7 protein-coding genes and 1 tRNA gene are annotated in these 9,330 nt (G+C 62.3%); 5 read left to right on the top strand and 3 right to left on the bottom strand.

The features are described from left to right. Positions 1-490 (bottom strand): kinase/pyrophosphorylase (locus VF497_RS00430; protein ID WP_330885146.1); only part of this gene is annotated, 490 nt, incomplete at its 3' end. A gap of 130 nt (positions 491-620) precedes the next feature. Between VF497_RS00430 and ppsA the strand changes: the two genes are divergently transcribed. Next, the gene (gene ppsA / locus VF497_RS00425; RefSeq protein ID WP_330885144.1) at positions 621-2,990 is read left to right on the top strand and encodes a phosphoenolpyruvate synthase; all 2,370 of its coding nucleotides are present in this window, start codon (positions 621-623) and stop codon (positions 2,988-2,990) included. A gap of 42 nt (positions 2,991-3,032) precedes the next feature. On the opposite strand, the gene VF497_RS00420 is transcribed toward ppsA, so the two are convergent. Then, positions 3,033-3,719: an alpha/beta family hydrolase gene (locus tag VF497_RS00420; protein ID WP_330885142.1), complete on the bottom strand. Its 687-nt coding sequence runs from the start codon at positions 3,717-3,719 to the stop codon at positions 3,033-3,035. Then, the gene (locus VF497_RS00415; protein ID WP_330885140.1) at positions 3,716-4,423 is read right to left on the bottom strand and encodes a DUF72 domain-containing protein; all 708 of its coding nucleotides are present in this window, start codon (positions 4,421-4,423) and stop codon (positions 3,716-3,718) included. Before VF497_RS00415 ends, VF497_RS00420 begins: the two co-directional genes overlap by 4 nt. 16 nt (positions 4,424-4,439) lie before the next feature. Between VF497_RS00415 and ligD the strand changes: the two genes are divergently transcribed. The 4 genes from ligD (at position 4,440) to VF497_RS00395 (ending at position 9,316) form a co-directional block, all read left to right on the top strand. After that, positions 4,440-7,163, top strand: coding sequence for a DNA ligase D (gene ligD / locus VF497_RS00410; RefSeq protein WP_330885137.1), 2,724 nt, complete (start codon positions 4,440-4,442; stop codon positions 7,161-7,163). Between the two features lie 16 nt (positions 7,164-7,179). Then, positions 7,180-8,061, top strand: coding sequence for a Ku protein (locus tag VF497_RS00405; protein WP_330885135.1), 882 nt, complete (start codon positions 7,180-7,182; stop codon positions 8,059-8,061). Between the two features lie 135 nt (positions 8,062-8,196). Beyond that, entirely contained in the window at positions 8,197-9,018 is an 822-nt protein-coding gene (locus tag VF497_RS00400; RefSeq protein ID WP_330885133.1) for a tetratricopeptide repeat protein, read from the top strand. A 222-nt stretch (positions 9,019-9,240) separates the two neighbouring features. After that, positions 9,241-9,316: transfer RNA gene (locus VF497_RS00395), tRNA-Ala, on the top strand. Positions 9,317-9,330: the final 14 nt, after the last annotated feature.

Below are 9,330 nucleotides of genomic sequence, written 5' to 3'. Positions count from 1 at the left end.
TGTACAGGCAAGGCGGTGTCTTGCCGACGCGCGATACGCCGACGAGGATCAGATCGGCATCGGCGTAGTTCACGTCGAGGCCATCGTCGTGGGTCAGCGCATAGTTGGTCGCGTTGATGCGAGCCTCGTACTCGGCGAAGTTGGTCATGCCGTGCGCGCGGCCGACGCTGCGCGAGCGCTTCATGCCTAGCTCGCTTTCGAGCGGCGCAATGAACGGCGCGAAGATGTCGAGCATCAGCGCACCGGTCGACGCCAGCACCTCACTGACCGCCGGATCGACGACCGAGTTGATCAGGATGGGCTTGATCCCGCTCGCGGTGTAGGTGTTGCGGATGCGCGCCGCCGCGGCGTGCGCCTTCTCTTCGTTGTCGACGAACGGGATGCGGAACGTGTTGAAGTCGACGCCGTCGAACTGGGTCAACACTGAATGGCCGATCGTTTCTGCGGTGATACCGGTACCATCGGAAACATAGAAGACGCTTCTGGCCATCGCTGCACTCGCGGTCGAATGAACCTGCAGTGTACGCGATGCCGCATGCGCTCTCGCAAACTTGTTTTGCAGTGCACAAACCGGCGAAAATCGCCTCATTCGTGCATTGCGCGCTTTCCCGGAGAACATCTTGAGCGATCTGGTTCTGTGGCTCGACAACTTGCGTCTTACCGATCTCGGCAAGGTGGGCGGCAAGAATGCCTCCCTCGGCGAAATGATCGGCAACCTCGCCAAGCTCGACGTATCGGTGCCGGGCGGATTCGCGACGACGGCCGACGCGTTCAAGCAGTTCATCGCGCAAAGCGGTCTGGCCAAGCGCATCCAGGATCGTCTCGCCACGCTCAATGTCGATGATGTCGATGCGCTGACCAAAGCTGGTGCCGAAATTCGCCAATGGGTGATCGACACACCGCTGATTCCCGAGTTCGATGCGGCCGTGCGCGCGGCCTACGCCAAGCTGTGCAAGGACGCGGGTGCCGAGAACACCGCCGTCGCCGTGCGCTCGTCGGCCACGGCCGAAGACCTGCCGGACGCCTCGTTCGCAGGCCAGCAAGAAACCTTCCTCAACGTCAGCGGCGCTGACGACGTCGTGCACAAGATCAAGGAAGTGTTCGCCTCGCTCTACAACGACCGCGCGATCGCCTATCGCGTGCATCACGGCTACGCGCACGAGGACGTGTTCCTTTCCGCCGGCGTGCAGCTCATGGTGCGCTCCGACGTTGGCGCCTCGGGCGTGCTGTTTACGCTCGACACCGAATCGGGCTTCCGCGACGCGGTCTTCGTCACCGCGAGCTACGGTCTCGGCGAAATGGTCGTGCAGGGCGCGGTCAACCCGGACGAGTTCTACGTCTACAAACCCACGCTCCGCCAAGGCAAGCCCGCGATCCTGCGCCGCCAGATCGGCGCCAAGCAGCAGCGCATGGTGTACTCGTCGAAGCCGGGCGAGCGCGTGCGCATCGAGGAAGTGCCGCACAACGACCGTGTCGCGTTCTCGATCAGCGACGAGGACGTGCATGAACTTGCGCGCCAGTCCCTCATCATCGAGCAGCACTACGGCCGGCCGATGGACGTCGAGTGGGCGAAGGACGGAAATACCGGAAAAGTATACATCGTGCAAGCACGCCCCGAGACGGTGAAATCGCGCGCACGCGCGACCCAGATCGAACGCTATCAGTTGCACGAGCGCGGCGCCGTGCTCGCCGAAGGCCGCGCGATCGGCCAGAAGATCGGCTCGGGCAAGGCGCGCGTGATCCGCTCGCTCAAGGACATGGCTCGAGTCGAGGCCGGCGACGTGCTCGTCGCCGACATGACCGATCCCGACTGGGAACCGGTGATGAAGCGCGCCGCGGCGATCGTCACCAACCGCGGTGGCCGTACTTGCCACGCGGCGATCATCGCGCGCGAACTCGGCGTGCCGGCCGTCGTCGGCACGGGCGATGGACTCGACAAGATTCCCGACGGCGCCGAAGTCACCGTCTCCTGCGCCGAAGGCGATACCGGCACGATCTACCAGGGCCTGCTCAAGTTCGAGAAGATCACGGCCGATCTCGAACACATGCCGCCTGCCCCGCTCAAGATCATGATGAACGTGGCCAACCCCGAGCGCGCGTTCGACTTCGCCATGCTGCCGAATGCCGGCGTCGGCCTCGCGCGCCTGGAGATGATCATCGCCAGCCACATCGGCATCCATCCGAAGGCGCTGCTCGAATACGCCGCGCAGGATGCCGAGACCAAGCGCAAGATCGACGAGCGCACCGCCGGCTACGGCGATCCGGTGCAGTTCTACGTCGACCGCCTCGCCGAAGGCATCGCCACGATCACCGCGGCGTTCGCGCCGAATCCGGTCATTGTGCGTTTGTCCGACTTCAAGTCGAACGAATACGCCAACCTGATCGGCGGCAAGCGCTACGAGCCGCACGAAGAAAACCCGATGATCGGTTTCCGCGGCGCGAGCCGCTACATCGATCCGAGCTTCAAGCCGTCGTTCGCGCTCGAATGCCGCGCGATGAAGAAGGTGCGCGAGGAGATGGGCCTGGCCAATGCGTGGGTAATGATCCCGTTCGTGCGCACGCTCGAGGAAGGCCGCAAGGTCATCGACGTGCTCGCCGAAAACGGCTTGAAGCAAGGCGAGAACGACCTCAAGATCATCATGATGTGCGAAGTGCCGTCGAATGCCCTGCTTGCCGACGAGTTCCTCGATATCTTCGACGGTTTCTCGATCGGCTCGAACGACTTGACCCAGCTGACGCTCGGCCTGGATCGCGACTCCTCGATCGTCGCCAACCTGTTCGACGAGCGCAATCCGGCAGTGAAGAAGTTACTGTCGATGGCGATCTCGACTGCGAAGAAGAAAGGCAAGTATATCGGCATCTGCGGCCAGGGGCCGAGCGATCATCCGGATCTCGCGCAATGGCTGCTCGATCAGGGCATCGAATCGGTGTCGCTCAACCCCGACACCGTGGTCGACACCTGGCTGCATCTGGCCAAGAGCAAGGCTTAGAAAGTCGTGCCGGCATGGATCGCTGGCATCCAGGCGGCAGGCTCAGCTTCTACCAAGTCGCGCGGCGAAGTCCGCAATCGCCTGTGCCAATCCGGCGACTACCTGCGCGTCGTTGCTGCCGCTCGACTTGCGTACATGGAACGCGTGGTCGGCGTCGTCGAACCATCGAATCCCGGCGCGCGCACCGAGCCTGTCCACCACTTCGGCAATCAGGCGACGATCGGCGAGTTCATCGCGCGTGCCCTGCAGGAACAGCATCGGCACGCGGATTTCGAACAGGTGCTCGGCGCGCTCGCTCGAGAGTTTTTTCGGCGGATGCAGCGGAAAACCGACGAAGGCAAGACCGGCGACCTGAGGCAACGGATCCAGCGCCTGCGTCTGCGAAGTCATGCGTCCGCCGAACGATTTTCCGCCAGCGATCAGCGTAAGCCCCGGCGCGAGGTCTGTGGCAGCGGCGACTGCCGCACGCACGGTCGCATGCGCCAACTTCGGTGAATCGGGGCGTCCGCCTCCCTTCTCCATGTAAGGAAACTGATAACGCAAGGTCGCGATGTCGCGTAACGAAAGCTCAGCTGCGAGTGCGGCCATGAACGAATGCGTCATGCCCGCGCCAGCGCCGTGCGCGAGCACGTAACACGCGCGCGCGCCAGCCGGCGCCTGAAACAACGCCGAGACACTAATGTCTGCATCGACCGCAATCGTCAACGCGCGCGTCGCGGTCTCGGTCATCGCTGCGCATACTCCCGCAACTTGAGCGAGTACGGCGGCGCGGTCGGCTCGTGCATGAAATAGACGAAAACCTCGCTCCATCCGGTCGCAAGCAGACGATCGGCCCAGCGCTTGAGATCGTCGTCGGAATATTCTTCGAGACGCAGCCGCACGTAGCCCCAGGATGCGGTTTCGACCAAAGGCGGAGGCTCGTTGTCCTCGCGTTCGGACAACACCAGAGCCGCACCGGCGCCGTGCAGTGCCTCGTAGACCTCGTCGCAGAACCAACTCGACGAGCGGAATTCGAACGCCGCACGATGGTCCTTTGGCAGCACGCGGAGGAAATCGGCGAGACGCGGCAGATCCTTTTTCAGGTACGGCGGTAGCTGAAACAACACGGCGCCGCGTTTCGCGCCGAGTGCGGCCAGATTCTTGTAGAGGTATTCAACCGAATCCTTGGACTCATCGCTTTTGAGCTTGGCATCATGAGTGATGCGCTTCGAGGCCTTGATCGTGAAGCGAAAATGCTCGGGGGTCGCGTTCGCCCAGTTCTCCAGCACGGAAACTTTGGGCATCTGGTAGAAAGTGTTGTTAATCTCGACCGTGGCGAGGCGCTCGGCGTACCAGGCCAGCATCGCGTCGGGTTTCATTTTTTCCGGGTAGAAATTGCCGCACCATTCCTTGTACGAATAGCCGCTCGCGCCGATCCAAACCTTCGTCGCCATTTCTCATCTCCACACAATGGCCAAAACGAAACTCAGCGAATATTCCGCCAAACGGGCCTTCGAAACCACCCTCGAACCGGCGCCGGCAGTAGTCGAACGCAGCGGGCCGCTGTTGTTCGTCGTGCAGCAGCACTCGGCACGCCAACTGCACTACGACCTGCGCCTGGAATGCGACGGCGTGCTCAAGTCATGGGCGGTGCCCAAGGGCCCTTCGCTGGATCGCAGCGAAAAGCGCCTGGCCGTACAGGTCGAAGACCACCCGTTCGACTACGCCTCGTTCGAGGGCGTGATCCCGCCCAAACAGTACGGCGCGGGCGAAGTGATCGTCTGGGATTGCGGCGTCTACTCGCCCGACGAGGACGCACGCGGCCGCCGCGGCGAAACTTTTTTCCACGACCGCGCCGAGGCCGAGCGCCGCGTGCGCGCCGGCCTCGAAAACGGCAAGCTGAGTTTTCTCCTGCGCGGATCAAAACTGAAAGGTTCCTTCGCGCTCGTGCGCACGAAGGAAACGAAGCTCTGGCTTCTGATCAAACATCAAGATCGTTTTGCGACGAGCGACGCGGCCGCGCTGCACGACCGCTCTACCTTGTCCGGAACCTCGGTCGCCCAACTCAAATACCTTCCCGTGCAGCGGATGCCGGCCGAGCGCCTGGTGCCCCAGGGCAAACTCACGGCGATGCCGGACAAGCTGCAGCCGATGCAGGCCGACATCGGCGCTGCCGCGTTCAACGACGCAGGTTGGAGTTGGGAGCCAAAGCTCGATGGCTATCGCGTGCTCGCCTTTGTCGGTCGCGACGGCGTGCGGCTGCAGTCGCGCAACGGTCTGGATTACGCGGCGACGTTTCCGCGCCTTGTCGCGGAATTCGGCGAACAACAAGTCGACGGCATGGTCCTCGACGGCGAGATCGTCGCATTCGACGCCGCGGGCAAACCTTCGTTCAGCGTGCTGCAAAACCGCACGCTGCTGAAGACCGAACGCGAAATCGCCGCGGCCGATCGTTCGACTGCGGTGATCTTCTATGCATTCGACCTTCTCTACTTTGCCGGCGTCGACTTGCGCAAATCGCCGCTGCGTGAACGCCGTCGTTATCTCGAACAATGCCTGCTGCCCTCACCGCTCGTGCAACTCGTTCACGCCGCGGACGACGGCGAGGAACTGTTCGACGCCGCGCTCGCGAGCGGCTTCGAGGGCGTGATCGGCAAGCGCAAAGACAGCCCGTATAAATCGGGCGAACGTTCGCCACTGTGGATCAAGGTCAAGCCAACGCAGACCGCGGATTTCGTCGTCGGCGGCTACACGCGCGGCAAAGGCGCGCGCGCCGCCCTCGGCGCGCTGCTGCTCGGCTATTGGCAGGACAAGAAACTGCACTATGCCTCGCACGTGGGCTCGGGCTTCGACGACAAGTCGCTGGCACTGCTGCTGCGCAAGCTCGAACCGTTACGGCGCAAGACCTGCCCGTTCACGGAGACGCCCGAGGTCAACGGTCCCGTGACCTGGGTCGATCCGGAACTCGTTGTCGAAGTGGAATTCCAGCGTTGGACCGAGGATGCATCGTTGCGCGCGCCGATCTTTCTGCGTCTGCGCACCGATCTTGATGCGAAAAAGATTCGACGTGTCGAACCCGGCACAGCGAAGAAGTCCAAAAGCGCTAGCGATGAAGGCAGTGCCGCCGACGCCCTGCTCGTCCAACTCGACAACAAGCGTAACGCATTCGAACTCGCGGTCGGCAGTGATCGCATTCGCCTGACCCATCTCGACAAAGTGTATTGGCCTGCCGATCCGGCCGTGCAACAGCCGGCGATCACCAAGCGCGACCTGCTGCGCTATCTCGCCCAGGTCGCGCCGTACATGCTGCCGCATCTCGCCGACCGCCCACTGACGATGATCCGCATGCCGGACGGCATCGCCAAGCAGCGCTTTTTTCAGAAGCATTGGGAGCAGGAAAAACCCGATTTCGTCGAGACGATCACCGTGTTCTCGAGCAGCAAGGACGAAAATCACGACTACCTGCTCTGCAACAACTTGCCGACCCTGCTCTGGCTTGCCCAGTCGGGCACGCTCGAATTCCACGTCTGGCATTCGCGCGCCAAGCCCGGTGTCGACGCACCCAAGGCGGGCACGGACTATGGCTCGTCGCTGCAGTCGCTCGAAGCATCTATCCTCAACTACCCCGACTACGTCGTGTTCGATATCGACCCGTACATTTACTCGGGCAAGGAGAAGCCGGGCGATGAGCCCGAACTGAACCTGGTTGCGTTCGAAAAAGGCAAGGAGGTCGCGTTCTGGCTGCGCGAGCTGCTCGCGAGCATGTCGCTCGAAGCGATCGTGAAGACGTCGGGCAAAACCGGGCTGCATGTGTTCGTACCGATCAAGCGCACGCTCGACTTCGATGCCGCGCGCACGGTGTCGGAAATGGTCGGTCGACACCTGATGCGCGCGCATCCGAAGGTTATTACGATGGAATGGAGCATCCCCAAGCGCACCGGCAAGATCTTCATGGACTACAACATGAACGTGCGCGGCAAAACCCTCAACAGCGCCTATTCGCCGCGCGGCGTGGCCGGCGCGCCGGTGTCGATGCCACTGACCTGGGACGAGCTCGCCAACGCCCATCCGCTCGACTTTCGCCTCACGAATGTGGTAGAAAAGCTCAAGAAAACCGCAGATCGTTGGCGCAACGCCTTAAAAGATAAACAGAATCTGCAGGCGACGCTGGCTAAAAAACAGACGAAGAGTTGAACCTCGGAGACACATCATGGGCGCTCGCTCCATAGGCAGTCTAACCATCTCCTTCGGTCTCGTGGCCATTCCCGTCAAGTTGTATTCGGCGACCGAAGCTTCGCGCACGATCTCGTTCAATCTGCTGCACAAGGACTGCGGCTCGCGCCTGCGCCAGCAGTATTTCTGCGCAAAAGAAGACGTGCCGGTTGCGCGCGAAGACATGGTCAAGGGTTATGAATTCGCCAAAGACCAGTACGTGATGTTCAGCGCAGAGGAAATGAAGGCGCTCGAAGAGGTCGGCACGCACGCGGCCGATATCAGCGAATTCGTACCGATTGCCGCCGTTGATCCAGTCTACTTCGACAAAGCCTATTATCTCGCTCCCGACAAGGGCGGAGCCAAGCCGTATGCGCTGTTTGCCAAGGCGCTGCGTGAGTCCAAGCGCTGCGCACTCGGTCGCTGGGCGACGCGCGGCAAGCAGTACATCGTCATGGTCCGCCCGGTCGAAGACGGCCTCGTCATGCAGCAGCTGCTCTACTCTGACGAAGTGCGTTCGATCAAGGACATCGACATTCCTACGACCGACGTGCGCGACGGCGAGCTGAAACTGGCCAAGCAACTGATCGAGCAACAGTCCAGCGATCGCTTCAACCCGGCCGACTATACCGACGACGTGCGCACGCGGATCGAAGCGGCAATCCAGAAGAAGGTCGACGGCCAGGAAATCACCCTTGCCGACACCGCCGAAGGCGGCGCCCAGGTCATCGATCTGATGGAAGCGCTGCGCGCGAGCTTGGAGAAGAAAGGCGGTGCGCCCAAGGTCGCCGCGGAGGAGAGCAAGGCACGCAAGCCAGCCAAGCGCGCAGAACGTGCCGAGCCGGCCGAGACCGCACCTCGCAAGAGCGCAAAGAAGTAGCTGCCCTACAGTCCCGTCGACGGAAATTGAGTCTGCTTTCGATCGCTTCCGAGCGGGTGCCTAGCAGCGTGCGAGTCGCTTCCCCTTCCCTTCGCGCTACGCGCACCGATCTTCGCCGGTGCGAGATGTGAATTCATGTCCAGCAAGGAAATCCCCAATGAATACGGCGTCGCCGACGTCGAAAAATTGCTGGGCATCACCCGCAGCACCATTCGCGTGCTCATCGACGCCGGATATGTCGCGCCCGCGCGCGGCGCGCGCGGTGCACTGCGCTTCTCGTTCCAGGATCTGATCCTGCTGCGCACCGCGCAGACGCTGGCTGCGGCCAAAATCTCCAACCGCCGCATCGCCAAATCGCTGCGCGAACTACGCAAGCAATTGCCGACGTCGATGCCACTTTCCGGCCTGCGCATCGCTGCAGAAGCCGACCGCGTCGTCGTGCGCGAAGGCAAGGCCCGCTGGCAGGCAGGTTCGGGCCAGTATCTTCTCGCATTCGACGGTCAGCCTGAGGCGGGCAAGCTTGCCGTGATCGAGCGACAACCACCGCAACGCAGCGACGAAGATTGGTTCGAGCGTGCGCTGAAACTCGAAAGCGAGAACGTCGACGCGGCAATCGACGCCTACGAGCGTGCGATCGAGGCCGCGCCGGGTCGCATCGAGGCAGCGCTCAATCTCGGGCGGCTGTTGCACGAGCACGGCCGCCTGGCACAGGCACAGCGCGTCTATCGCGAGGCGATCAAGCTGCGCGGTACCGACGCGCTGCTCTGGTTCAACCTCGCGGTATTGCTCGAAGACCGCGGCCGTCGCGCCGACGCGATCAGCGCCTACAACGCCGCGTTGCGCCGCGATCCGCAGATGGCCGACGCGCACTACAACCTGTCCTTGCTGCACGACCATGCGGGCAGGAAACGCGAAGCGTTGCGGCACATGGCGCAGTATCGGCGACTGCTGAAATAGACGCACCCCGACGGATAACGGGTGCAGCCTGCATCGCGCCGACTCGATCGAAGCCACAGTGCAAGCGATCGAACGAACTGCGCAATTGGGCTTTGCTCAAAACAAATTTACCGCTATAATTTGCGGCTCCCTGAATCGGCGTAGCCGAAACGGGGCAGCCGGGCGGCTCTTCGATCCACCCGGTCTCGCGGAATCCCTGGCCTTTCCGCGGGCGAATCAAGTGGGGCTATAGCTCAGCTGGGAGAGCGCCACAATGGCATTGTGGAGGTCATCGGTTCGATCCCGATTAGCTCCACCACTTGATCTTCGAAT

The sequence above is a fragment of the Rudaea sp. genome (assembly GCF_036383415.1).
In the GTDB taxonomy this organism is placed as follows: Bacteria; Pseudomonadota; Gammaproteobacteria; order Xanthomonadales; family Rhodanobacteraceae; genus Rudaea.
This window is presented reverse-complemented; position numbering and strand designations above follow the sequence as displayed.

Coding starts and splice junctions, on each gene's coding strand:
- VF497_RS00420 (WP_330885142.1), bottom strand. CDS start 3,719: ATGACCGAGACCGCGACGCGCGCGTTGACGATTGCGGTCGATGCAGAC.
- VF497_RS00415 (WP_330885140.1), bottom strand. CDS start 4,423: ATGGCGACGAAGGTTTGGATCGGCGCGAGCGGCTATTCGTACAAGGAA.
- ligD (WP_330885137.1), top strand. CDS start 4,440: ATGGCCAAAACGAAACTCAGCGAATATTCCGCCAAACGGGCCTTCGAA.
- VF497_RS00405 (WP_330885135.1), top strand. CDS start 7,180: ATGGGCGCTCGCTCCATAGGCAGTCTAACCATCTCCTTCGGTCTCGTG.
- VF497_RS00400 (WP_330885133.1), top strand. CDS start 8,197: ATGTCCAGCAAGGAAATCCCCAATGAATACGGCGTCGCCGACGTCGAA.